This is a genomic window from Chitinophaga niabensis, assembly GCF_900129465.1.
GTDB classification, from domain to species: Bacteria; Bacteroidota; Bacteroidia; order Chitinophagales; family Chitinophagaceae; genus Chitinophaga; species Chitinophaga niabensis.
The window spans coordinates 3,846,211-3,870,656 of record NZ_FSRA01000001.1; the positions used below are offsets into that span (position 1 = coordinate 3,846,211).

18 protein-coding genes are annotated in these 24,446 nt (G+C 45.7%); 5 read left to right on the plus strand and 13 right to left on the minus strand.

The annotated features are described in order from the left end of the window. Positions 1-104 precede the first annotated feature (104 nt). From BUR42_RS15370 to BUR42_RS15395, 6 genes are all read right to left on the minus strand, one after another. Complete coding sequence (locus BUR42_RS15370) at positions 105-2,393, minus strand: Gldg family protein (protein WP_074240068.1); 2,289 nt, start codon at positions 2,391-2,393, stop codon at positions 105-107. Between the two features lie 9 nt (positions 2,394-2,402). After that, the gene (locus BUR42_RS15375) at positions 2,403-3,335 is read right to left on the minus strand and encodes an ABC transporter ATP-binding protein (RefSeq protein ID WP_074240069.1); all 933 of its coding nucleotides are present in this window, start codon (positions 3,333-3,335) and stop codon (positions 2,403-2,405) included. A gap of 21 nt (positions 3,336-3,356) precedes the next feature. After that, a complete protein-coding gene (locus tag BUR42_RS15380) occupies positions 3,357-4,784 on the minus strand; it encodes a RagB/SusD family nutrient uptake outer membrane protein (RefSeq protein WP_074240070.1) in 1,428 nt (475 codons plus the stop codon). A gap of 9 nt (positions 4,785-4,793) precedes the next feature. Then, complete coding sequence (locus tag BUR42_RS15385; RefSeq protein ID WP_074240619.1) at positions 4,794-8,081, minus strand: SusC/RagA family TonB-linked outer membrane protein; 3,288 nt, start codon at positions 8,079-8,081, stop codon at positions 4,794-4,796. 229 nt (positions 8,082-8,310) lie between these two features. Beyond that, positions 8,311-9,450, minus strand: a complete 1,140-nt coding sequence (locus BUR42_RS15390) for a FecR family protein (protein WP_074240071.1) — start codon at positions 9,448-9,450, stop codon at positions 8,311-8,313. A 69-nt stretch (positions 9,451-9,519) separates the two neighbouring features. After that, a complete protein-coding gene (locus BUR42_RS15395; RefSeq protein WP_159442279.1) occupies positions 9,520-10,098 on the minus strand; it encodes an RNA polymerase sigma factor in 579 nt (192 codons plus the stop codon). Between the two features lie 84 nt (positions 10,099-10,182). On the opposite strand from BUR42_RS15395, the gene BUR42_RS15400 reads away from it, so the two are divergent. Genes BUR42_RS15400 through BUR42_RS15410 form a run of 3 tightly spaced genes read left to right on the plus strand, consistent with a single transcriptional unit; the run spans position 10,183 to position 12,318 of the window. After that, positions 10,183-10,905 carry a hypothetical protein gene (locus tag BUR42_RS15400; RefSeq protein WP_159442280.1) on the plus strand — a complete coding sequence of 241 codons (723 nt, stop codon included), beginning with the start codon at positions 10,183-10,185 and terminating at the stop codon, positions 10,903-10,905. Continuing rightward, on the plus strand, positions 10,902-11,630 hold the full coding sequence (locus BUR42_RS15405; RefSeq protein WP_074240074.1) for an SUMF1/EgtB/PvdO family nonheme iron enzyme: 729 nt from the start codon (positions 10,902-10,904) through the stop codon (positions 11,628-11,630). Before BUR42_RS15400 ends, BUR42_RS15405 begins: the two co-directional genes overlap by 4 nt. 19 nt (positions 11,631-11,649) lie before the next feature. Beyond that, the gene (locus BUR42_RS15410; protein ID WP_074240075.1) at positions 11,650-12,318 is read left to right on the plus strand and encodes a GNAT family N-acetyltransferase; all 669 of its coding nucleotides are present in this window, start codon (positions 11,650-11,652) and stop codon (positions 12,316-12,318) included. Positions 12,319-12,340: 22 nt separating this feature from the next. Here BUR42_RS15410 and BUR42_RS15415 read toward each other — a convergent pair whose 3' ends face one another. From BUR42_RS15415 to BUR42_RS15435, 5 genes are all read right to left on the minus strand, one after another. Beyond that, positions 12,341-14,038: a tetratricopeptide repeat protein gene (locus tag BUR42_RS15415; protein WP_074240076.1), complete on the minus strand. Its 1,698-nt coding sequence runs from the start codon at positions 14,036-14,038 to the stop codon at positions 12,341-12,343. Positions 14,039-14,126: 88 nt separating this feature from the next. After that, on the minus strand, positions 14,127-15,017 hold the full coding sequence (locus BUR42_RS15420; RefSeq protein WP_084185583.1) for an alpha/beta fold hydrolase: 891 nt from the start codon (positions 15,015-15,017) through the stop codon (positions 14,127-14,129). A gap of 112 nt (positions 15,018-15,129) precedes the next feature. Further along, complete coding sequence (locus BUR42_RS15425) at positions 15,130-15,777, minus strand: response regulator (protein WP_074240077.1); 648 nt, start codon at positions 15,775-15,777, stop codon at positions 15,130-15,132. 57 nt (positions 15,778-15,834) lie between these two features. Further along, positions 15,835-18,861 (minus strand): sensor histidine kinase, encoded by a 3,027-nt coding sequence (locus BUR42_RS15430; protein ID WP_074240078.1) that lies wholly within the window; start codon positions 18,859-18,861, stop codon positions 15,835-15,837. Between the two features lie 121 nt (positions 18,862-18,982). Beyond that, positions 18,983-19,777, minus strand: coding sequence for a hypothetical protein (locus tag BUR42_RS15435; RefSeq protein ID WP_074240079.1), 795 nt, complete (start codon positions 19,775-19,777; stop codon positions 18,983-18,985). Positions 19,778-19,963: 186 nt separating this feature from the next. Here BUR42_RS15435 and BUR42_RS29780 point away from each other — a divergent pair, with 186 nt between their 5' ends. Both BUR42_RS29780 and BUR42_RS15445 read left to right on the plus strand, forming a co-directional pair. Next, complete coding sequence (locus tag BUR42_RS29780; RefSeq protein ID WP_159442281.1) at positions 19,964-20,122, plus strand: chryseobasin-related MNIO class RiPP peptide; 159 nt, start codon at positions 19,964-19,966, stop codon at positions 20,120-20,122. Between the two features lie 47 nt (positions 20,123-20,169). Next, positions 20,170-21,282 (plus strand): multinuclear nonheme iron-dependent oxidase, encoded by a 1,113-nt coding sequence (locus tag BUR42_RS15445; protein WP_074240080.1) that lies wholly within the window; start codon positions 20,170-20,172, stop codon positions 21,280-21,282. 114 nt (positions 21,283-21,396) lie between these two features. Here the strand turns inward: BUR42_RS15445 and BUR42_RS15450 are convergent, their stop codons facing one another. Both BUR42_RS15450 and BUR42_RS15455 read right to left on the minus strand, forming a co-directional pair. After that, positions 21,397-22,848: a hypothetical protein gene (locus BUR42_RS15450; protein WP_143197460.1), complete on the minus strand. Its 1,452-nt coding sequence runs from the start codon at positions 22,846-22,848 to the stop codon at positions 21,397-21,399. Between the two features lie 24 nt (positions 22,849-22,872). Beyond that, positions 22,873-24,441 carry a SusD/RagB family nutrient-binding outer membrane lipoprotein gene (locus tag BUR42_RS15455; protein ID WP_074240082.1) on the minus strand — a complete coding sequence of 523 codons (1,569 nt, stop codon included), beginning with the start codon at positions 24,439-24,441 and terminating at the stop codon, positions 22,873-22,875. Positions 24,442-24,446 lie beyond the last annotated feature (5 nt).

Consider the following 24,446-nt stretch of genomic DNA (forward strand, 5'->3'; position numbering starts at 1 on the left):
TGTAGCTAAGCTATGAAAAGAAATTAATATGTGAGGTAGGGATATGAAAAAAGGCCTCATTAGAAAATGAAGCCCTTTAGCTTATGAGAAATCCAATCGACCTTTTATCTTCTTTTCCGGCGGATCAGTAATGCCACAGCGGAAATAAATAATACGGCAGGGAGGAGAACGAGTAAAATGATCCGCAGAATGGTCACATCCTCTTTAGCGATCAGGATCTTACTATCAGGTGCTTTAGGCCGGGATACATCTACCGGGTATTCATCATAGCTCAGCCATTTGAACATTTCGAACATAAAAAAGAAATTTCCAACCCTTATGTTATAACGGTTGAGTTCCGGAGCGCTCATAAAGTCTGCATCACCTAATACCATGATCCGTTGTTCTTTTCCTTTCGTTTGCCTGGTTAGTGAAACGGCGATGGGGGTAGTGGCTTTCACATCACCTGTTGACGGATCAAATTGCACATATCCGGTATCCTGGTTCAGCTGGCCAGTTTTGTTCCAGCTTTTGCTGCTATCTGTAGCCAGGATCTCTGTTACTTTAAAATCACTTTGTGTATACTGTACTCCCACTGAAGAGATCATAGACATTTTCACACTATCCGTCCAGAAATTTTTATAGTTACCGGAGGTGGCGGCCGCAGCTGTTGTGATATATCCCATTACGAGGTCAGGAGAGAAATCCCTGCTTTCATGTAACAGGATGCCTTCTTTCAGTTGCACGCCCAGTTTATTTAAGAGTGGGTTTAATACTTCCTGGCGGCCGGGTTCTCCGGCAATCAACATATTTCCCCCACGATCTATGTAACGGATTATTCTTTCGGATACGGCGGGTGGCAATGTTTTTTTAGGATCTGCAATCACGAGTACGGCAATATCTTCCGGCACATCACCTTCTTCCAGCGAAAGGGCTGTTACATCAAATCCCTGGTTCACCAGTGATTTCCGGTAGCTGAGTTCAGCTGTACTGCCTTTGTAATCTTTATCCCCTACCTTATCGATGGCACGTTCATTATTCCCGGTGAGGAAACCAATCTTTGGAGGTGTTACCACTAATCTTTTGATGGCAGCAAGCACTTCTGCTTCTCCGGGATTAGGATCCATTTCTCCTGCATACTCCCTGAGGAAAGACCGCTTACCATTATATTCCAGGCATCTTACAAAACGGTTTTCCTCTGGCCGCAGATCAATGATCTTGCGGATCTCTGCCGGTGGCATGAACATTTTCAGGCTCAGTTCCCGCGCTTTTGCCATTCTTTTTGCAAGCGTATCTAATGATACCCCTTTGTTGCCTTTGTATAACCATTCTGCCATAGAGGTATCATAGTAGTATACATAGTTTATTTTCATGTCAGGCATGAAGCGCTGATAGGGTTGCCAGAAATTCACATCTTTGTTACGGCTTTTGGGAATGCCCATATGCCAGAAATCATCCATCAGGTTCACATAGGTGGTCACCTTCAAAGGTTCTTTCAATTGTTTGATGATCTGCTGGCTGGTGGCAGTGAGCGTTCTGGTTTTAGTGGCAGTCATATCAGCATACAACGCGAGCCCTGGCCGGGAGCTGATGTACCCCAGCATTAATACTGTTACTGTGAGAAGTGAATAGCGGGCTATCTTTACCCACAATGGTTTTGCTTCCCTGCCGGATTGCAGCAACATAATACTAAGCCCCAGGAACAGCGTAATCACCAAAACAAAATAGCAGAGGTCTTTACTAATGATCAGGCCATCCCTCATCTGATCAGCTCTTCCGGAGATAGAAAGGAAATAGGTGAGGTCCCTTACAAAATTCACATCCTGCCATAAGAGACCTACATAGTTCAAAGCGGCAAGTACTACCAGGGTGCTTACAGCAGCCACTACCTGGTAAGCAGTAAGGCTGGACATAAACAGGCCAATGGCAGCATACGCACAGATCAACAGGTAGATACCAAGCAGACCGGATGTTATATACAGCATATCAAAAGACTGTATCGAATACATACCAGCCACTGCGAATATTGCCAGTATAGCTATCAGTAACAGGCAATAGACCATCATGGCCAGGTATTTTCCGAGTATGATCTCCCGGGTCTTAACAGGGGATGATAATAAGAGCTTGATGGAACCACTGCTCAGTTCCCGGCTCATTAGCCCCATAGTAAGTAAGGGTATGTACAGGTATACATTCCGTTGGATCTCTGAGAATAAACCCAGCGGGCCGCCAAAGATGGCAGAGGTAATGAAGCTCAGCCTGCTGCCCATTTCCTGGTAGCCTGCATAGAGCTTCAATTTATCTACAAATGTAAGGCCGGTTTGAAATGTAAAAACGATCAGCACCAGCCATGCGATGGGAGAGAAAAACAGTGTGCTTAATTCAACTCTTGCTATTCTGAGTGTAACTTTCATTGCTTAATATTAATTGGTGCTTTTACCTGATAACTGTGCAAACACTTCATCCAAAGAACTTCTTTCCAGGTTGATCTCTGTTAAGCGCCATCCATTCGCTACACTGGTTTCCACTATCCTTTCCGTGATATGTTTCACACCCGAAAAATGCAGGCGGAAGGTATTTCCGTATTGCAGTGCTGCTTTTGTAATACCTTCTATAGCCTGCAAAGCTGCAAGTGCAGGCGGGTTTTCGAAGGATACGATGAGGCTATGCGGTACGATGTAGTTGTTGAATGCATCTATCGTATCTGCAAACACCATTCTCCCGTTTTCGATCATTTTGATGTCTTTGCAGGTAGCTTGTATTTCTGAGAGGATATGCGAAGAGAAGATAACCGATCTTTCTTCCGCTATTTCTTTGATCAATGCCCTTACTTCAGTGATCTGGTTAGGATCTAATCCATTGGTAGGTTCATCAAGTACCACCAGGCCCGGTTTATGAATGATGGCCTGGGCAATCCCAACCCGCTGACGGTAACCGCCGGAGAGGTTTTTGATGAGGCGTTTGGAAAAATGCGCAATGCCACATCTGTCTTTTGCCTCCGCCAGCGCAGTTGGAATGTTTTTCTTTTCCATTAAGCGGATGTACGCACAATGGGTCAGGTATTCATCTACCGTGAGATCAAGATGCAGGGGAGCGCTCTGAGGTAAGAAACCGATCTTTTTCTTTGCTTCTTCCGGTTGCCTGCGCATGTTGAGGCCGCCTATATACACTTCCCCTTCTGTTTGATTCAGCACCCCACACATGATATTCATGGTAGTGGATTTACCGGCGCCATTTGAACCCAGCAATCCAAGCACACCTTTCTGGCTGATCTCGAAATTAATATCCCGGATAGCCCAGGCAGTACTATACCTGTGCGAGAGTCCGCGGACGCTCACAATACACTCATTGGTCATATTTTTTCTGCTTAGTGTTTTTTAATTATAACCGGGGTTTTGATGTCCCTGTAAACCAGGAGCGGTATTCACTTCCCCTGATGGTAATGGATATAATGCGCGGAATGGCTGCCAGGTAACAGCAGGGTTTTTCTGCGGCGTTACTATGGTCATCACAGCATTCAGCCTGTCTGTACGTTTCAGGTCAAACCAGCGGTGGCCCCATTCCACGAATAGCTCTACCTGGCGTTCATGTTCTACCGCCTGGATTGCAGCGTCCTGCGACATTGCTTTGGAAAGGTCCGGCAGGTCTCCCGGATTGCTTCCACGGGCGCGTTTCCGGAGGGCGTTGAGATCATCGATGCCCTCTCCTACTTTATTTTGTTTGATACGTGCTTCTCCCCTGATCAGGTATTGTTCTGCAAGGCGGAGCATCATGATGTATTCTGTGATGGGTTTGTCTATATCCCATACTTTGTACTTGTTCGCAAATTTAAAGCCGGAGCTGTCGCCTATCCATTTGGTGCTGCGGGTGTCTCCGGTTTCAAAAGCGTTTTTCAGGAAGGTGCTGATCACAAAGGGGTATTCAGGTCTGGGGCCGTTGGGAATACCGGGTGTAGTTCTCAGGATAAGGGCCTTGCCATCCATGGTATTGAACCGAGCCTGCAATGCAGGCAGTTGCCAAATGGCTTCTTTGCTGCTACGCAGGAAAACGCTGTTCAGTTCCGGCAGTTCGTAGATGGGGTTTGCGATCACTTCGGATGCTTCAGCTTCTGCTTTGGCATATTCTTTCAGATAGAGATAAACCCTTGCCAGCATCGCTGTGGCTACTGCTTTTGTGGGACGAAGGCGTTCTGTGGAAACGGTGGTGATATCTGCATTAAAATATTTATCGCTCAGCAATGCTTTTGCTGCTATCAGATCATTTACGATCAGTTGATAGATCTGCTCAGAAGCAGTACGGCCTTTGGTGATGTTCTCCTGGTAATCTGTAGAAGTAATGAGGGGCACATCTCCATAAATATTCACGAGATAGAAATAACAGAATGCGCGTGCAAACCTAGCCTCTCCCATCAATTGATTCCTTACCGGATCTGTAACACCTTTTGAAACAGGCAGCATTTCCAGCGCATCGTTTGTGGTGTAGATATATTTATACATATCATACCACCAATAGGTGCCGTCTTTCATGATCCTATTGCTATACATGTCCTGTGTGAACAAGTCCGATGCAGCTGCGGCATTGAGGTCATCTCCTGAAATACTCATCAGGATGGGGATACCGGCTGTACCTTCTGAAAATGATCCAAAATCGGAAAAGAGCCTGGATAATACGGAGGAGGCTGTTTTGTTATTAGCATATACTGCCTGGTACCCGATCTTGTTACCGGGGGCCGATGGATCAACGAGTTTTTTACAACCTGTTTGCAGTAATGCGATAAGTATGAAGAGTTTTATTCCTGATTTCATGATAATACTTTAAATGGTGATCTTAATACCGGCAGTTAACACGCGCAGTGGAGGAAGGCTGCTGCCACTCTGATTTTCAGGGTCCATGCCTTTGAAATTTGTAATAGTGAACAGGTTCTGTGCCTGAAGGAATAACCTGGATTGCTGTAAGCCGATCTTCCGGTTGATCTCTTTAGAGAAGCTGTAAGTGAGTTGTATATTCTTTAGGCGGACAAAAGAAGCATCTGAATAAGAACCGTCACTTTCCCGGAAATAAGTATTGGGCCAGCCCAATGCCCTGTCTGCATTGAACCGTTGGTTCATGCTGATATCCCCCGGTTTTTGCCATCTGTTGAGCACTTCAATATGCTGGTTCCCCTGCATACCTGTACCTGCCCCTGCCAATACTGCTCCGCGATAAGCCTGCCCGATCTGTTTTGCAAACTGGAAAATGAAATCCAGATCAAATCCTTTATACCTGATGCTGTTCTGAAAACCACCATAATACTCAGGTGTTCTGTTCACCGCCCCCACTTTATCCGTGAGGCTGTTCAGGCTCAGGGATTGTTTTTTGTTATCCTTATCCAGGAACTGATACATACCGGTAGCAGGGTCTACTCCTACATAGCGATATACCCTGAGGATATCCAGTGATTCGCCAATGGTGAGTGTAGATTTGTAACTGGTATTTTCAATACCGGGGAAGGCCACCAGTTTGTTTTTAGCAAAGGAGATATTGAATGAGCTGTTCCAGGTAACTTCACCGATCTTTACATTATTGGTACCCAGTACAAATTCCCATCCTTTATTTTCTACTACAGCGGGCCAGTTGGCGGTTACCTGTGTAAAACCGGTATGGGCAGGAACACGGTATCCTACTAACTGATTACCGGAACGATTGTTATAGTAACTGGCGCTGACAGAGATCAGATCACGCAGGAAACCAAATTCCAATCCACCCTCCAGCTTCTTGTTCACTTCCCATTGATAATAAGGATTGTGCAGGTTGTTAGGTCCTAATCCTCTCACGCCCTGGTAAGGGTTTCCGCCGATAGTATAATAGCGCATGAACTCGTAATCTCCCACTGCATCGTTACCGGTTGTACCATAACTACCCCGCAGTTTACCGAAACTGATAAAGGGCAGATGGTTTTCGATAAAGTTTTCTTTGGAGAAGATCCAGGCTGCACCCACGGCACCGAAATTCCCAAAACGGTTATCAGGCCCGAACCTGTCTGAACCATCCCTTCTCATAGTAAGGTTCAGGATGTATTTCTCTTCTACGTTGTAGTTAAATCTTGCGAACAGGGAATTGTATTTGTAGCTCCTGATCAGGGAATTCATGGGCATGATAGAAGAAGCTGAGGCCAGGTTCCCGATCAGTCCATCACTGATAAATCCGGAAGCGCTAACATATTGGCCATTAGCTGTATTCTGCTGAATGGTAGATCCCACTAAAGCATTCAGGCGGCCTTTCCAAAGATCTTTGGTATAAGTGATCTGTGGTTCTATCAGCCATGTTCTGTTATTACTGTTAGAGAACTCTGCAGACCCGTTTATATTGTAGATCGGGTTGTAAGAAGAGATGGGGAAGTTAGCCGTTTCATCCACATGCATAAAAGTATAACCGAAAGTGGATTTGATATCCAGCCCTGGCAATACCTGGTAACTGACAGCTGCATTGGTGATAAAATTGTTCACTTTACGGCCGAACCTCGCTGTTCCCCTGGCAATAGGATTCGTCCAGTTACCATTTGCCCAGTTTAGCGAACCGTCCGGATTATACAACTTCGGTGCAATAGGAGGTAATGAAAAGGCAAGGTCAACGATGTCATAACGTGGAAGGTTATTATTTCCTATAGTATATCCTCCGGTGATCAGTACTTTTAATTTCTGATTATCTGAGCTGCTGTTGATATTAAAATGCATTGTTCCCCGCTGGTCTGCATTGTTTCCCGGAAATACAGTTGTTTCCCGGTGATAACTTCCACCTATCAGGTATTGCGTTTGCGAATTTCCACCAGTCATGGATAATTGCGCATCCGTATAGGAGGCAGTGTTGCCAATGAATTCTTTCTGCCAGTCCGTATACCTGGTAGTATCATAGTTTTTCAGATCAATAGCGCTGGTCACAGTCGGGAGTTTCCAATCCACTCCGTCATTCCTGTATGCTTCATAGCGCATATCCAGGTATTGCCTGGTGTTGAGCATGGGCATCATTTTGGAAACAACAGCGGTACCCTGTGTAATATTTGCGGTGATGAGGGTTTTACCTACTTTCCCTTTTTTAGTGGTGATCAGGATCACACCATTCGCACCACGGGAACCATAAATAGCAGTGGCATCTGCATCTTTCAATATATCGATGGATTCAATATCCTGGGGGTTGATAAAGTTGAGCGGACTTCCTCCATTGGTGAGATCATTGGGGGCAACACCCATCACCATACTGGCGAGATAAGGCACACCATCAACAATGTATAATGGATCGTTTGCAGTAACACGGATACTGTTGCGGCCACGGATCTGCACTTTAAAAGAGCCACCGGGTACACCGGTACTTTGTGTGATCACCATGCCTGGTACCCTTCCCTGAAGGGCTGAGAGCGGATTGCTCACAGGTTGCCTTTCGATATCTTCTGCTTTAACGGTTGAAATGTTACCGGTATTGAAACGTTTGGAGGTAGTACCATAGGCCATGATCTGCACTTGGTCCAGTTTATTTTCAGAGGGAACAATTCGAATTGTTATACCTGTTGAAGCATTGCCATTGATACGGAATGTTGCTTCTTCAAAACCTACAAAGCTCACCAAGAGTACATCCCCTTCCGAAGCATTGATCATAAAACGACCGTTGGCATCTGTAACCGTACCGCTTTTACTACCTTTGATCTTCACAGAAGCGCCGGGAAGTGGAGTACCATCAGCAGATAGTATTGTTCCCGTAACAGGAATAAAAACCGGTGCTGTTGCCAGATCCCTGCGGGACAGCATGATGGTTTTATCTGCCATTTCATAAGTGATCGGCTGGTCTTTCAACACCGCAGCTAAAAAGTCTGTCAACGGCATATTCTGTACCGTCAGGGAAACAGACTTCGCATTGCGGAGCAGGTCTTTGTTGTAGAAAACAACATACCCTGTCTGCTTTTCAATAGCAGAAAAGATCGTTTCCAGCTTAACGTCTTTACCCGCAAGCGTAACCACCTGCGACCATCCTTTTGCGCTTACCTGCAAAAAGGCGACGGTTAGAAAAATGAAGGTCAGTTTCATCGCATTCACAATTGTTTTGTTCACTGTGAGCGGAAACATCCGTCTCATCAGCATCAGATCTTTGGTTGTGAACCAGCCTTGTGAATTTGGTTGGCTTAGGCCAGGCACAGGGATTGGCCGGTTACAATTAGCATTTTTTTGCATAGATTGCAATAGTTTGGTTGATTAAAAATTGAGTTTGAACGCTCTGATTTGGATTTGACTGAACGACCTGCCGCTACAGATCTCCAGTCTGTGGCGGTTTCATTTTCAGCCGGTTCCGGTTATATATACATGTCTAAGGTGTTACGATCAGTTTAGGCCCTTCTTCCATCCGGAATTGTACGCCTGCTCCTTTTAGTCCTTTCAATACGTCTGACAGTTTAATGTTCCGGCTCATTTTACCACCGAATTCAATATCCGGCACGTTTCCTTCGTAGCTGATATCTATATCATACCAGCGGGCAAGCTGGCGCATTACTTCTTTGAGATGTGCGTCCTGGAAATTGAAAAACCCATTCTTCCATGCCATGGTTTTATCAAGGTCTGTATTGGACAGTACCAGAATACCCTTGTTAGAGATTTGTGCCTGTTGGCCCGGTGCAAGCACTACTTTTTCTGTGCCGGCATTTACACGTACAGCGCCTTCCAGCAGGGTAGTACGGATATAATCTTCGTCCCGGTAAGCATTGATATTAAAATGAGTGCCTAAGACCTCTATGGAAGTTTGGTTATTCACTTTCACCTTAAAAGGTGCCTGTGCCTGTTTTGCCACTTCAAAATAAACCTCTCCGGAGATCTCCACATTTCTTTCATCGTCCGGGAAGGCGGTTGGATAGGTGAGGGAACTTTCTGCGTTGAGCCATGCTTTTGTACCATCCGGTAGTTGAATGCGGAACTGGCCTCCACGGGGTGTTCTAAGCGTATTATAACTTACGGCTTCTACTACTTCGTACTGAAGCTGATCGCCCTGCTGGCGGATACCCTGTCCGATCATACGATTGCCGGCACTGTCCAAAGTAACGGTGGAACCATCTCCTAGTGTAAGGATGGCTTTACTGTTGCCCGGGTTGACGTCCTGTGTTAAAGGAGGAGAGATTTTCCTGGGAGCCGGCTGCCAGAAGTAAGTTCCGGCAGCCAGCGCTATGATCAGAATGGCGGCGGCATAGCGGAACCAGGACCTTTTGAACAGCTGAACACGGGGAACAGGTATGGGGCGGTCCTCTGACTCAAAGATTGCCGCCATAATAGACTGCATGGTATCCGCTGAAATATCTTCCAGTTCTTTAGGTGATTCCAGTAATTGTGTAATGTGAGATCTGATCTGTTCCTCATTCTCTGCGTTTTCCAGCAGGGTATGTAATTCCTGCTTCTCTTGTGCCGTAGCACGTTGAGTAAGACATAAATTAAACAGGTCTTCCAATCTATTTTGAGACATGATCCTCCCCTTTTACCTATATAGTGTGGTTAAAAATTAAAGTTGGGGGGTTAATGGATAAATATTCTTTTATTTAATATTAATGAGCAGCAACAAAACGCTGAGTGGCAATTGCGCGAGGCAATAGGCCCTTACTTTACGGGTGGCTTCTTCCAGGTTGTGCTTGACTGTTTCCGGAGAAACATTCATAGCTTTTGCCGCTTCTTCCCGTTTCAGGCCTTCCTGCCTGATCAGCTGATAAGTTTGTTTCTGGCGTGCCGGCAGCCGGTCTATGGCTTTTTGCAGTAAGGTGGTGTATTCTTTCTCCTGGAGCTGCTGTTCTGGTTGCAGGGCGGAGATCATTGATCCTTCCAATCCTTCTGTGGTATCGGTTCCTTTCTCTTTCAGCGAGCGCTGGAAGCTGTTATAAATTGTATTCCTGGCCACGGCATTGAGCCATGCAGGGAAATTGTCTATGGTTACCAGGTCTTTACGCTGAAGCCATACCTTCAGGAAGATGTCCTGCAGTGTTTCCTCAGCCAGCACGGTAGAATGCAGCAGGCGCAGGGCAGTGGTATAGATATTCTTTCTATACTCCTCCACCATCTTCGTAAATGCCTGTTGATCTCCCTCCGCTATGCGGTGCAACAATTCCTTCGTATCATACATGTCCACTTTTTGGTTGATTTCCCCGGTTAAAAATAGGCGAAAAAAAGGTTTACTGCAAACAGGGGTTGTTTTAAATTTGTTCCCATGAAGTTTAATCTGCTTATTGCTGTATTGTTTTGCTCCCTGCAGGTGTTTGCGCAGGAAGGGCCCAGTGAGGAAAGTCTTGCTTATCATGAGTACCGTTCCAAAATGAGTGTACCTCCTTATGAACTGGCGAAGATCAAAAAGCTGGTGGCAGGCTTAAAAACCGTTTATGAGGAGAGTGATGAAGGACATCAGACGATGCCGGAGAAGATCTATAACGCTCTTTCCCTCCGGGAGAAGTTCACTTACAATATGATCCATGCCGAGGATTTCAGTCAGAACTGTGATATTTTCTTTGCATTGGATGAGCATAAAAAGATCTTCGGGCATTTGCTGGATATTTTTGGAGATAGTAATTGGAGTGAGCGCCAGTACAAGTTCTTCAAAGAGAATCGTGATTCTGTGATGGCATTGATCAAAGAATCTGTACTTCGCAGCAAAAGGATGGGAGTGAATTATAAATATGCAATTGTGGAGATGAATGGCTGGGAGATGGTGCCCTTCCTGATCAGCACTTATAATACTGACAGGAAAGATCATGATATTCTCACCGTATTGATGTTATTGATGGAACAGAATAAATACCCGGTGTTTGTGGCTTCTGCTTCCTATGCTAAGTTGTATGGTAAAGACGCAGCTTACGATGGTTATCTTGATTTGAATAAAGCCAACGAAGACCTGATCATGCAACGTGCAGACAATTTCTATAAAAGCAAAAAATGATCTACGTACTGTTACTGGTTGCATATGTGCAAATACCGGCGGGCACTTATACCCTTGGGGAAAAAGGCCATGTGCTGAATCCTTTGCGCAAAGTAACAACAACAGGGTTTCAGATCTCTTCCACAGAACTTACGAATTCCGATTTTGAAAAGTTTGTGCGCAGTACGGGATATATTACTGATGCTGAGAAGCATAAGGATGCCATGGTCTTCGCCCCCGGCCTTCCTGAATTCAGGTGGTTAAAAGATAGCACTGCCTCATGGCGATACCCCAATGGAAAAAGCAGAGGCGGTATTGAACAGAAAATGGACCATCCTGTTACCACCATCAGTTATCATGATGCAGAAGCCTATTGCAGATGGGCAAAAGTAAGGCTCCCTACCCTGGATGAGTGGGAAATTGCCGCGCGGGGCCTTAAAACAGAACCTGGAAATATCTGGCATGGGCGGGATCATTTGCAGGCAGATACCAGTGATGGATTTATGTACACAGCACCTGTTGGGAGTTTCCAGCCCAATGCTATCGGGCTGTACGATATGTTCGGGAATGTGTTTGAATTCTGCTCAGGGGCTTTACCGGGTGATAGCAAACAGGTGGTGCATGCAAGAGGAGGATCCTGGTGGTGCAGTAAAAATGCCTGCAAGTTCTTTAATGCTACAGATATCGGCAGAGTGAACAGGAGGGCTTCCTTCAGCAACCAGGGGTTCAGGGTGGTGAAGATATAATCCTTAACTTTGGCCCATTATGTTTTCAGAATTAGATAACCCGGCCTGGCATGCGCTCAATAGCCAACACCAAGAATTTGCTATCGGAACCACAGTGGCTAAAAGATATTCTCCTGATATAGTTTCCTTTATCGGTTTTGAGCAATCACCCGATTCATTGGATCCTTTTATGAAGGCAGGTGAGTCCTTTTTTATTATCGGCGATCTCCCTCCCCTGCCTGCTCATTGGGAAATGCAGCATGACCTGGTTTGTTTACAGATGGTTTGTGAGAAGGCCATTATGCCTGATAAAGATATACCTGTTATTGAAGTATTATCCGATAGCCAGGAGATGTATGAGCTGGTCACTAAAGTGCAGCCGGGATATTATCTTCCGGGCACACACCGTATGGGTAATTATTTTGGTATCAGGCAGGAAGGCAAACTGGTAGCCATGGCGGGGGAGCGGATGCGTTTAGATGGGCTTACAGAATTGAGTGCCATTGTTACCCTTCCGGAATTCACCGGGCGGAAATATGCGCGACACCTGATCACACACCTGGTGAACCGTAACCTTGAAGCAGGAATCATTCCCTTCCTGCATGTTTCTCAATCAAATGAAAGGGCTATAGGGCTCTATGAACATCTAGGGTTTGTTACACGCAGGAAGATCTCTTTTTACCTGGTAAAAAAAAGGACTGCTCAATAATGAACAGTCCTTCAGGGTGATGTTAAAATTTCCTGGAGCTTTCAATCTTTATATCAGCGTACTTCCAGGCTTCGTTAAACCGGGCTTTTACTGCAAGGGCTTCCGTTTCTTTTCCTTGTCCTTTCAGGCTGTTGAACAAGCCTTTGAGCGCCCAACCATTTTCTTTAAATGTTTCGAGGTCTTTCAAATAAACTTTTTCCGCTTCCGGATACTTACCGGCTTTGGTGAGCCAGTGGCCTAAAGACAGGCGCACAGAGAAGAACCAGTCCGGCGGTTCTGTATATGCCAGCTTATCTTCTATGGCAATCGCTTTTGTAAAGCGATCTTCTGCTGTTGCATAATCTCCTTTGTAACCGGCCAGTTCTCCTTCGAGGGAATAAGCGGCTATCTGCACAAGGTCCATTACCGTATTCATATCCCAGATGCTTAGGTCCTTTAATGATCCGTCCGCTAACATTTCCTGTATTGCTTTCAGTTCCTGCTCAGCAGCTTCCCTGTTTCCTTTTGCTGCCTGTGCCATACCTCTTGCATAGTGCCAGATAGCTGTTGGATACCTCAGTGGTTTGCCTGGATCGGGTTCCTGCAGGATCTCATCCCAGCGGCCGAGATGGATCATTACATAGAGCGGGATGATATAAAAATGCTGCACGCCAGCCATTTCTGCGAGATACTTCCTATCCGCTTTGCGGGACACCATTCTTGCAGCATCGAGGGCTTTCCGGCTACTGCCCTCCAAGAAAGCACAGGCGGCCAGGAAGTGGATGTTGTGTGGGTACAATACCAGCGGATAATATCCTTCTGCGCGGCATTGGGCTATGTAAACACTATCTGCCAGTGAGGCCTTTTCATTCGCTACCACACCTTTGTGATAATGCCCGGTGCGGATGTAAGTATGAGAAGGCATGTGCACCATATGACCTGCTGCAGGCATGGCTGTTCGCAGCTTATCTGCATAGGGCAAAGCAATTTCTGCTTTATTAGATGCTTCTGTGGCATGAATATAATAATGCATAGCACCGGGATGATCCGGTATTTTTTGCAGGATCTTTTCGATCAGCGATACGATCTCCGGTGTCCAGGGTTGCGGAGTACCGTCTTTTAACCAGAGGTCCCAGGGATGCAGGTTCATGAGTGCATCCGCATAAATGGTAGCAATATCCATATCCCCGGGGAATGCTTCATGCGCTTCTTTCAAGGCCTGTGCATATGCTTCATAATATGGGGTCATGTCTTTTACCTCTTCCCTGGGGAAACGTTTCGTCATTGTATGGATCAGGGCTTTTTCTTCCGGGCTGCCGTCTTTGGAATATTTAACGGCTTTGTCAATGGCTGCGTTAATATCAGCAAGACTGGCGGGGTTCAGGGGAGCATTGTAATTTGGCCCTAACACCATAGCAATTCCCCAATAAGCCATTGCGCAGGTGGAGTCATGTTTCAGCGCGGTTTTGAAAGAACGGAATGCTTCTCCGTGATTAAAACCATAAGTGAGTGCAAGGCCCTGGTTAAAGAATTTCTGGGCTTTGGGGGAACGGGTGTTTACTTTGTAATGTACGCTCCCGAGGCCTTTCAGCAAGGGGGCATCTCCTTTTTTCCATATGTCCGGATCAAAGGAAGGTGCGCAGTACATAAATGTTCTTTTAGCGAGGGGTACTTCTTTGGAAGAAATGGCTTGCCAAAGACCCATCATAAATAATGCAATCAATAATACATACAGTTTCATGGAAGGGGTATTTTTATTTTAAGGGGATGTGCTGGGGTATCTTATTTACAAGCTAACGTAACAGGAACTTGTTGTATAATAAAGTTATTTATAATTTTTTAATAAACCCAAGCAGATCGTACACGAAGCGTTCGGGGTCTTCCCAATGGAGGGCATGGCCTGTACCTTTGTAAGTAATTCTGGTTGAGTTCCTTAGAGCGGCTGCCAGGATCCGTTGGTCTGTTTCAGGCATGATCGTATCCCTATCTCCATATAAGATCAGGGCCGGTATTTTTACCTTTTTTAGCTCCTTCTCATAATCCGCTTCCAGCATGCCATAATGAACTTCTTTCCATACTCTTGCAGGTACCAGGCGGCTTTCTGATACGTAAGTATGCAGTTCCATTCCGTCCAGTTCTTTGGCGAGTGTACTTTTCTGGAATTCATGTATAAAAGTGGAATCGATGGGGTCCTGCAATTGTTCTATCATTTTGCCGAATTCCTGGATGGCCGGATTCTTTTTTAAGCTGGCGATAGCTCCTACCAATACCAGGCCTTTGGTACGGTCAGGATAATCAATGGCAAAACGCTGTGCAATGAGTGAACCCATAGAATGCCCTACGATAACAGCAGAAGGGATCTGCAGTTCTTCCATGAAAGCATTCACATCCGCGGCAAAATCTTCCGGCTTATATCCTTTCCGGGGTTTGGATGAAAGGCCGTGACCACGTTGGGAAAGTGCATATGCATGTATAGATGTGGGCAAATGCATCATCACTTTCTCATAAGAATACCATGAATCTGTATAGCCATGGAGAAAGATAACAGGCATGCCGGAAACGGCTCCCTGTTCCACATACTGTATTTCCACACCTGTGGAAAGCTGAATTGTTTTAACGATCGGCAATTCCATGAGTGCCGCATCATAAGAAGCCTGAGCAAAAGAAAGATGGGAGCTGACGATGCAAGAAGCCATCAGCAGGATATTACGTTTGTTCATCCTAAAAGTTTTGAAGTCAACAATACTGCAAAACTACCTTACCGGTCACAACGCGGCAATCCCGCAAGCAGGTATTATATATCCCCGAAAGCGGGCAGGAGTGTAGATAAGTTTATACAATGCGGTTATTGATGGCTTTGGCCACTACTTCCGTGAGTGAAGCCACATGGAGTTTCTCATAGATCTTTTTTACGTGAGAGCGAACGGTTTCATAGCTGATAGAAAGGTCTGCGGCAATCATCTTATAACTGAGCCCATTTACGAGAGCGGCCAGTACTTCTTTTTCGCGGGGCGTTAACTGGTAATCTACCTTTTCTTCAGGACGAATATGCGTGGCTACCGTCTGCATTTTGTTAAGTACCTTCCTGGCGATGGAAGGACTCATGGGAGAACCTCCATACTGCAACTCCTGTATAGCATCCAGTAATTTGGTATGCAGGAAATTCTTGAGGATGTAACCGGATGCCCCACTACAGATAGAATCAAATACACGATCGTCATCTTCAAAAACGGTTTGCATCAGTATTTGTACCTGCGGGAATTCCTTTTTAATCTGTACCACTGCTTCTATGCCCGTCATACCAGGCATTTCAATATCCATAAGGATGATATCAGGTTTACATTCTTTTACATCTGCCACACAATCCAGCACATGAGAAAAGGAGCCGACCACTTCAAACTGGGAAACGGTGGAAAGTAGCATGCTAATGCTTTCGCGGATGTTCTTATTATCATCGAATATGGCGATCCTTAGGCTCATGGGGACAAATCTGTTTATATAAAGTTCAGCTAAAATTATCAAAATAACATCCCCAAATCAGGGGATAGGGAATCTCAAAGTAAGGGTGGTACCTTGCCCCGGGATACTGTTGATCATGCATTCCCCTTTCATTTCCTTTGCCCTCCGCCGCATGTTCTGTAATCCATTGCCGGAAAGGGTATTGGCGGATCTAACGGTTTTCTGGTCAAAGCCTTTTCCATCGTCCTTCACTATGAGTTGCAACATATGCGGACCTTCCTTTACTTCCACCCAAAGGTTCCGGCATTGGGCATATTTATAAGCATTGCTAACGGCTTCTTTGAAGATGAGGTAAAAGTTCTTACGTTTCGTCATTTCCAGGTTCAGTTCCGTGATATCCAGATCGAAGTTCAGGTGGAAGTTAACACCCTGCGCCTTGAGTAAGGGACGGGCAAATGAGTCCATCCTTTGCAGGATGGTACTCATATGATCGTTGCGCGGGTTAATGGTCCATACGGTATCGCTCAATTCACTGATCATTTCACCGCAGGCGTCCCGGATCTTTTCCAGTGTACTCCTCAGATCGTTGTGTTTTTGCTGTTGCAGATAGATCTGCGCCACTTCGCTGTATACGCCAATGCTGCTGAGGGTAGAACCTACATTATCATGCAGGTCCTGTGCAATCTTGTTCCGGATAGCCTGCCTGTCCAACAGTTCATTGATGCGGTAACGGTACATGGCATAAGTAGCTGCGGTAATTATGGCTGCACAGAGCAGGAAGAACCACCAGGCTTTCCAGAAAGGAGGTATAATTCTTATGCGGATGGCGGTGAACTCATTCCCCCAGTTGCCTTTACTGCTAGTGGCTTTTACTTTCAGGATGTAATAGCCGCCATCCAGGTTAGAATAGCTGGCATAGTTACGGTCTCCCGCTTCTATCCAGTCTTTATCGAAACCTTCCAGCATATAAGCGTAGGTGGTATTACGCTGCATAAATTCCGGGGCGGAAAAAGTAAAGGTGAAATAATTCTCATTGTGAGGCAGCCTGATCTCTTTTTCTTTCAATCGTTCGCTGAAGGAAGCATTGAATACCCGAAAATCTGTAAAGAATACTTTCGGGTATTTCCTCTCTTCTTTTATCTTCTCCGGCCGGAAAGCAACGAGATAATTATTTCCGGCTACATACATCTGGCCCTCCGCATCTTTAAATACGCTTCCGCTTACGCCGCCTGATTTCTCCAGGTCCGGCAGCTGATAAGTGGAATAAGTGGCTATGTAAGGATCATATTTATGAAGGTTGCCATTGCTTACCATCCATACATTTTGCCAGCCATCTAACTGCAGCCCTTCCAGCAGGTTACTGGATGTGGTGATATGTGTAAAGGAATCTGTAACCGGATCAAACTGATGCAAACCTCCACCGTAGGTACTGATCCACAATTTGCCGGTGGGGGCTTCCACTATATCGTATACATTATTGGTGATGGCCCCATTGTAATAGGTGAGATAAGGCAGTGCGTTCTTTTTGTTCCATTTGCCCAGGCCTGCTTTTCCCGTTGCCATCCAGATGTTGCCTTTTGAAGTTTTATAAAGTTTTCTGATAAGGTGATCCGATAAATTGAAGTTTTTTATGATGTTGGCAGTGGTGTCTTCCCGGGAGATCCAGCGTTGGGTGATAAAATCATAATAGGCAATGAAATGGCCATATGGTACTGTGATCAATACAGGATGCGCTGCAATAGTATCTTTAATGATAGATACAATGCGGGAGTCTATGATGTTGTAGATCACTTCATCTTTTTCTGTATTAGGCAATAATGACAGTGCGAGGGTTTCCGGATCGCATATAAATAGAGTAAAGTTGGTGCCGAGGTAAAGGGTACCATCATCATCCCGGAATATTTTTGAAACAGCCAGTGGGTGGCCTTTGTATTGTAATGGTGTGTGACGGAATACATCCGTACCTTTTGCTTTGATGTACAATCCATCGCTAGTGCCAGCCCAGAGGTTTCCATTCACGGTTTGCAGATCATAGATCTTCAGGTCTTTGCCGTTCTTATCCAGGAACTGTTGGGAGAAGGGTTGCTGCGAAGGATTGTAAACGCTTACGCCACGATTGGTACCCAGCCATACCATCCCATCTTTTCCAATATAGATGCAGTTAATGTGGTCATCTGCTATCGTGCCTTCCAGTGCAGGATCGTAGCGGAGATTGCTGAAACTGTTCTTTTCCGTATCGTAAATGAATAAACCATTGTTCTTCCCTCCCATCCAGATATAGCCGGCAGTATCTTCTGCGAAAGACAATATATCGTCTGCAGGGGATGCAAAAGCTTCTTCCTGTTGCTGTTCTTTATTAAAGCGGTACAATACCTTATCCCAGGAACCGAACCAGATATTCCCCTGTTTATCCTTATACAGCGAACTGACAGATGCGTGTGGAAGATCTGCATAGAGATCGCTGTAACGATGATCCATGTTGTATTTCAGGTCATGGATATTCACTTTCAACATACCTCCCCCCTGCCTGCCCACCCACAATGTATCACTGTTATCTATTACGAGTGACAATGCATTGCGGGTGCCTTCCTTCACAGGGCTTTCGAATTTCTCTGTTTGCTTGTTAAAGCGTAGCACCCTGTTGCCACCCGTGGCCAGCCAGAGATAACCTTCTTTATCCTGTACTATTGCATTGACAATATTGATGGGGATGGAGGAAGAATCCCTGGGGTTATGGCGGTATTGTTTGAATTGCTGCGCTGCAGGCAGGCGGTGATCATATCTTGTAAGGCCTGCATCAGCAGAGGCGATCCATATAATGCCCTGTTCATCTTCCAGCAGGGAGGTGATGATATTTCCTGAAATAGTAGCGGTATTACCCGGCGTATTCCTGAAAAGGGAAAAGTATTTTCCGTCGAAGCGGTTTAGTCCGTCTTCTGTGCCCAGCCATACGAATCCTCTTTTATCCTGGAGGATGCAATTCACTTTATTATGGGAAAGCCCGTTCTGCACAGTAAGCCGTGAAAAGATCAGTTGGGGGTGCTGCGCATGAACCAATGCACCGGAATAAAGGAAAAGAGCGGTGTATAATAACCTGCTGAACATCTCGGGGTTTGTAGATAACGTCTAAAAGTACAAAAATCTCCTAAATACGTTATCACCGGATTTGGGGATAGCAAAGATCATCCCTCCGGCGGGAGGGATGATCAGACTTTTGGGGTTAGCCTTATTGGACTGCTATGGGCTCACTATAGAAGAAATCGTCGTATGCCACCAGGTCTTTTGTACCGCCATCGCTGAGGTCTTTTACCCCGGTAGCCAGTTTAGCGTTACCAGCCACTATCCTGACCTTTGTTACCTGTGATTCCGGGAAAAATACACCGAGGAAGGAGAAAGCCGCCCCGGCCTTTTTAACAGGGGCTTTCACTACCCCCAGGCTCGTACTGCCGTTAAAGCATTCCAGGAAGGTAGAATTAGCATCGTCCACATCAGAGAAGATGATACCGAAGCCTTTAACAAAAGCGCTGGTGTTGGTGCCGGCTACTTTGAATTCTACTTCTGAAACGTTTGAATTCACAGAGACGATCAGCTTCTTCTGGCTGAAGGGAATGAATTCATCCGCATAAGAAGCATCTATCTGTGCAAAGCTGGTACTGTCCAATCTCAAAGGCAAACTGGCGGCAGTATATATCAATCCTCTTTTACGGCCGTTCGCTCCTGCAGGATCAGTGAGATTGAAGAAGTCTGCCGGGAAAAGATCGTTATTGGTAAGATTAGGCGGTACGCCATCCCAGTTCACTTCTCTTCTGCCTGTAGTAGCTCCCGGCGCATTGTTCACCGGATCGCCAATCTGTGCGCGGAAGTTGTTGATCTGTGTAACAATAGTGGCACTGTCTCCTGCTGATTGAAAAACGGTGACCTTTACTTTTGGAGGTACTTCGTAATGATCGTTATTGTCCTTATCACAGCTGGCCTGTAGCAGGCTCAACAGGAATATTACGCCGAACGTGATCTGTTTCATGTGTAAGATTTGGGGTTATAAATAATAGTGTAAAGATGGGGATGGATAGAAGTGTGTGCAATCCCCGGATGTGTTAGCGGGGATCACTCAATGTGGGGATGAGTATGTTAATTTTATCCGTTACTGTAACCTTTGCAAAACAGGCCCGTTTTAAGAATAGTTGCATTCACTCCTAAAACGACCAAAATGAAATTGCCCAAAACTTTACTTAGCGCTGTTCTTATTGGCATTGCTGTTCAAACAATGACATCCTGTGGAAAAGAAAAAGCACCCGATCCAAAGGAAAAGCAAAAACAGGAAGAGAAAAAACAGCCTGATGGCTGCCCCGCTTGCGGAATGGGTTAATCTCTCTGAACACACCATGCTATTTGATCATCTTTTAAACCGGATGGGTGCCAAAAATATTATCAGCAGTTGCCTGCAACCTGGACAACGATATACTTGCTGCCTGCCTTCCATTAATGCAGGAATCAAGAGTGGAAGCGCTTGAATGGTCTTTTGATGCATTGTATAAAGTAAAAGATATTCCATCCTGGTTTATAGAATTATTAACCGCCTACAGCGATGAGAAAAGGCTGATCGGGCATGGTGTGTTCTTCTCACTGTTTTCCGGCAAATGGCTGAAAGAACAGGAGAACTGGCTGAAACAACTGAAACAAACCTGTACTGAGTTCCAGTTTGATCATATCACGGAACATTTTGGCTTCATGACAGGAAAAGATTTCCATCATGGTGCTCCATTAAATATCCCTTATACTTCCACCACGCTGAACATTGGCCGGGACAGGCTGAAAAGGATCTATGATGTTTGCAGATGCCCTGTAGGATTAGAAAACCTTGCCTTCTCCTATTCTCTTGATGAAGTAAAACGGCACGGTGATTTTTTAGAACAGCTTCTTTCGCCTGTAAATGGGTTCATCATCCTGGACCTGCATAATCTCTACTGCCAGATCCACAACTTCAATATTTCCTTTGATGATATCATTGCGCTTTATCCATTAGACAGGGTAAGGGAGATCCATATTTCAGGTGGCAGCTGGGAAGGTTCTTTGGTTGATCCTCCCCGGCAGATCAGGCGGGATACACATGATGATGCTGTGCCGGAAGAAGTTTTTCATCTGTTGGAAAATACTATTGAGCGATGCCCTAACCTCAAATACATTGTACTGGAACAATTGGGAAATGGGTTATCAACTGATGAAAGCAAAACTACTTTCTACCAGGACTTCCTGAAGATGGAAAGTATTGCCGGGCGTTTTTCCTCTCAGGGAAAGCAGACCTTTGTTCCTTTATCACCTTGGCAAACAGGGTATCCTGTGGAAGATGAAACCCTTTATCAGCAGCAGCGGGAACTTTCTTCTATCCTGGAATCTGCTGCTTCTTATGAAACAGCAGTGAACGCGCTTTCTGTTTCTTCCCTTGCTCAATCTGATTGGGGAATTGAGCATTGGGAGCCATATATGATAGAAACGGCTATTAAGATAGCGCAGAAGTGGAAGAAATAAATTGGCTATGACTGACGTGGTGATGTTGAGCTACTCCGCCAACAAAAAAGGGACTGCCCCAAAATGAGGCAGTCCGTTTCCTTATCTTATACGCTATTTTCTTTCTTGTCCACACTATCTTTTAACGGCCTCCATCTCTCCCCATGTAGTCATCACTGGGCAGGTAGCGGGGCCGGTAGTTCTATATGCCACCACATTATAGTATTGCCCGGTAAGCGTAGTGGCACCATTATTTCTGTCTGCAGTTGTCTGCACCATATTCGTGTACACATAATTGTTATGAAACCTCCGGGCCAGGAATGGCTGTACCACTGTTCCCGTCGTGGAAGTGGGGGAAGTTGTGCGGATGATCCTTGACAATACGGTTGACTGGCCTGCATTGGGATGAAATGCCGCAGAATAACGTACTTCCACGATCTGTCCCGGATCAATATCCATCGGACCCACAGAATATAACACCTGTGGTGTGGCCGTGAGTTCGGAAATAGCTGAGGTGGATTGCTGGAAGAAATTGCCGGGAGCACTTTCTCTTAATTCCACAAACATATCTCCGTACAAATTAGGGCCGAAGCCTTCTATGAAAAGTGGCTGACCCGTCCAGCCATAAGCATATAACACAGAGTTGAAGAATACATTACTGGTTGCTGCTGCATAATAATTACCAGCGGCGGGAGACATGGTGGAATGATGTTCTCCCCAGGTAATACCACTCTGGCTGGCTGGTAAAAGGGTGGTTCCACCAGTAGCTGTAGCTGAACTTCCCTGGATCAATGATCTTCCCAAACGCTGATGAGAGCCATCGTTGGGTACTTCCGCCGTTGCTTCAATATGATGGCGCACATCTACCATAGTGCCTGCAGGAATAGAAAGCGGCCCCACGGAAAACTCCACATGTTTATTGGGAGCATCGATAGGCACACTAAATTTCAGTGCTCCTCCCCTGTATGGGGCTTTGGGCAACAACATACCGGAAGCTTTATACCATGTTACTCCCCGTTCCAATACTGCCACTAACTCTCCTCCTCCGGGAACAGTATAATTGGGTGCCTGAGAGCTGGTGCTGCCGCCATACACCACCGCATTAATGTAAATACTATTAGATGGTGCTGTGAACTGGAATGATCCGTTCCGGGCCAGCACTTCGCAGGAACCTTCTTCCGGCACACTGATATTACTGCCGGAAGCTTTGGCGATAAATCCCACAAAACCGGCAGAGGTTTGGTCTTTCACGGCATTGTTGGTACCGATCACTACCAGGCAGGCTGCCATCACATTCACGGGGCTGTTGATGTTCAACTGCTGCTGAAAATGCGCAGAGAGCACATCTCCCGCCTCTACGGTAATGGGACCTATGGTATACATGATCTGTTTGTTATAGCCCGGATAGTTATTAATAGATGTAATGGGCGTAACATTATCTTTCCAATAAGCCACCACTGTACTCAAGGTACTTGCGGGTTGATTTGCTACCGCCAGTTTTTCCAGCTTAAGCGGCGGCTCTTTATCTGCCTTACAGGAGATCAAAGCCATACCTATACAAGCGGCATAACTACATAAAGTTTTCATTGGGTATATTTAAGGGTGAAATAATCAATTGGTAGGCAGTGGGTAATCTGCCAATGGCTTTTTATCCCACCATACTCTTGTAAAGTTTTCATCTGCTCCCTTCAGCATTCCTACTGCTGCATCATATGCCGACCTGTTAGTAGATATTTCCACAGGCGGATAAGTAACCCTTCTCACTAGTTGTGTTCTTGAAATAGCAGGGCTTTCCGAAGCAATAAGTGCATATCCTCTCGGATAACCTGTTCTTCTGCGTTCCGCCCAGGCTTCCCATCCATCGGGATACAGCGCCAGCCATTTCTGCGTGATGATCTGCTCCAGCTTTCTTTCAAAAGTACCCGCATCATCATACAGTACCGGGATGTCACTCATAGCTGGTGTATTCCATTTATCAGCAACAGGTGCCGGTAATGAGGTACTGGTTTGGTAAGTTGTGATCTGACCGGGCGTAGCAGCTACACGTTCTGAAAGAGAAAGACTGATGCCCTGGTTATATAGATCTTTCGGTGTACCACCCATATTCCAGCCCCTCAAAGCTCCTTCTGCCCGTAAAAAAGCAACTTCCGCTGCAGAGAGTACCCTATTGGGGGTGAGCGTTCCCTTCCTGTCCGGCGACAACCATTTTGTGCCTACGAAGGAATTGAGGTTTGCTAATTGTGTGCCTCTTTCTGCTGCAGGCAAACCATTGCGGATACCGGTATACTGACCACCTGTTACGGCCGGCGATAAATAATCGGTTAATCTTGGATCGTTGTATCCTTTTAATGCGCTGATCAGCGAAGTGCTGGCGCGGAAATCTATCAGGTAAGTAATGCGGGAAAGGATGTTCACGCTATTAGTGGTGGTGAGCACATTGGCATTATCTGCATTGGCGGTGATCACCCCTTCGGTGATTGCTTTCTCTGCTTCTGTTTTTGCTTTGGCCGCGTCTGCGTATGCAATGCGTAATGCAAAACGGAGGCGCAGGGAGTTGGCGAGTTTCAGCCATTTGTCCGCACTGCCGGCATACACCTGATCGTGTGCGCCGAAACCATTGCCGCCAGGGTTTTGCTTTAATACAGCCGTTGCTTCATCCAGTGTTTTGAAGAAATCAGCATAGATATCTTCCTGTGCATCGTAGGGCACGCTGCTGGTCTGATCACCGAAATGAGAATAGATAACAGGGCCGAAGTAATCCGTCATCCTGCTATAGATCACTACTTTCCATATTTTAGCGATAGCATTGGCTACCGTCATGTTGTTTTCCTTTGTCACTTTTTCTGTGAGGAATAACTGCGGTGCGGCATTCACATAAAAATCCTTCCAGAAAAGATCTACCCAGGAACCGTTCGGGATGAACTGTTCTGTACTGAAGGCCGCAGGTACGGAAGCAAAGTATTGTGCGTAAATATCTGCATGTAATGTTTGCCCTACTTCCACATACACAGCACATAATCCATGATACTGTGAAAATGCAAATGACTGGCCGATCAATGCAGCGGTTATCTCATTTTCCGGCAACAGGTTTTCCGGTGTGTTCATGGCATCGAACCTTTTCGTGCAACTTTGCAGGAATAAAGTAAGTGTGGCCACGAAAAGCAAAAAATACTTTTTCATCTTTA

Excerpts from the sequence above, each read along its gene's own strand:
- BUR42_RS15375 (WP_074240069.1), bottom strand. The coding sequence starts at position 3,335 with ATGACCAATGAGTGTATTGTGAGCGTCCGCGGACTCTCGCACAGGTAT.
- BUR42_RS15380 (WP_074240070.1), bottom strand. The coding sequence starts at position 4,784 with ATGAAATCAGGAATAAAACTCTTCATACTTATCGCATTACTGCAAACA.
- BUR42_RS15370 (WP_074240068.1), bottom strand. The coding sequence starts at position 2,393 with ATGAAAGTTACACTCAGAATAGCAAGAGTTGAATTAAGCACACTGTTT.
- BUR42_RS15450 (WP_143197460.1), bottom strand. The coding sequence starts at position 22,848 with ATGAAAACTTTATGTAGTTATGCCGCTTGTATAGGTATGGCTTTGATC.
- BUR42_RS15395 (WP_159442279.1), bottom strand. The coding sequence starts at position 10,098 with ATGTATGATACGAAGGAATTGTTGCACCGCATAGCGGAGGGAGATCAA.
- BUR42_RS15435 (WP_074240079.1), bottom strand. The coding sequence starts at position 19,777 with ATGAAACAGATCACGTTCGGCGTAATATTCCTGTTGAGCCTGCTACAG.
- BUR42_RS29780 (WP_159442281.1), top strand. The coding sequence starts at position 19,964 with ATGAAATTGCCCAAAACTTTACTTAGCGCTGTTCTTATTGGCATTGCT.
- BUR42_RS15390 (WP_074240071.1), bottom strand. The coding sequence starts at position 9,450 with ATGTCTCAAAATAGATTGGAAGACCTGTTTAATTTATGTCTTACTCAA.
- BUR42_RS15415 (WP_074240076.1), bottom strand. The coding sequence starts at position 14,038 with ATGAAACTGTATGTATTATTGATTGCATTATTTATGATGGGTCTTTGG.
- BUR42_RS15455 (WP_074240082.1), bottom strand. The coding sequence starts at position 24,441 with ATGAAAAAGTATTTTTTGCTTTTCGTGGCCACACTTACTTTATTCCTG.
- BUR42_RS15420 (WP_084185583.1), bottom strand. The coding sequence starts at position 15,017 with ATGAACAAACGTAATATCCTGCTGATGGCTTCTTGCATCGTCAGCTCC.
- BUR42_RS15430 (WP_074240078.1), bottom strand. The coding sequence starts at position 18,861 with ATGTTCAGCAGGTTATTATACACCGCTCTTTTCCTTTATTCCGGTGCA.
- BUR42_RS15405 (WP_074240074.1), top strand. The coding sequence starts at position 10,902 with ATGATCTACGTACTGTTACTGGTTGCATATGTGCAAATACCGGCGGGC.
- BUR42_RS15425 (WP_074240077.1), bottom strand. The coding sequence starts at position 15,777 with ATGAGCCTAAGGATCGCCATATTCGATGATAATAAGAACATCCGCGAA.
- BUR42_RS15410 (WP_074240075.1), top strand. The coding sequence starts at position 11,650 with ATGTTTTCAGAATTAGATAACCCGGCCTGGCATGCGCTCAATAGCCAA.
- BUR42_RS15385 (WP_074240619.1), bottom strand. The coding sequence starts at position 8,081 with ATGAGACGGATGTTTCCGCTCACAGTGAACAAAACAATTGTGAATGCG.
- BUR42_RS15400 (WP_159442280.1), top strand. The coding sequence starts at position 10,183 with ATGAAGTTTAATCTGCTTATTGCTGTATTGTTTTGCTCCCTGCAGGTG.